The sequence below is a fragment of the Streptomyces sp. NRRL S-495 genome (genome assembly GCF_000966955.1).
GTDB classification, from domain to species: Bacteria; Actinomycetota; Actinomycetes; order Streptomycetales; family Streptomycetaceae; genus Kitasatospora; species Kitasatospora purpeofusca.
This window is the reverse complement of sequence record NZ_JZWY01000402.1, coordinates 1-393: the sequence shown is the minus strand read 5'-3', so window position 1 is coordinate 393 and position 393 is coordinate 1. Positions and strand designations below refer to the sequence as shown.

The following is a 393-nucleotide window of genomic DNA, read 5'->3' as shown; positions in this document are numbered from 1 at the left end:
CCTCTGGGCGTTCTCCTCCCTGCGCACCCCACCCGGCGCCGGCGCCCACTACCGCGCCCGCCGCGAACACGGAGACTGGCACGCCGCCGCCCAACGCCACCTCTTCAGCCGCCTGCTCGGACAGCTCCACCACTGCCTCCAGCACCACGAACCCTTCGACGAGAACACCGCCTCCCCACCCCGGCCCTCACCGCAGTGGCAGCCTGACCATCAGCTTCGCTCCCCGTGAGTGCTGCACAGCCTCAGCCGTTGACACCCCGGTGAGGCAGACTGCCCATCATGACAACAGCTGATCACGACGTCCTGACCTCATGGAGCCGCATCGGCACCTGGCTCACCGCGCACACCCAACGAGGCCCGGCGAGGCCGACGTCAGATGCCGCGCGCCTGGAC

The 393-nt window shown here is 70.0% G+C and carries 1 pseudogene; it reads left to right on the top strand.

Going from position 1 to position 393, the window contains the following annotated elements:
• Positions 1 to 229, top strand: a pseudogene (locus VR45_RS44335) (hypothetical protein); the annotation flags it as partial.
• Positions 230 to 393: the final 164 nt, after the last annotated feature.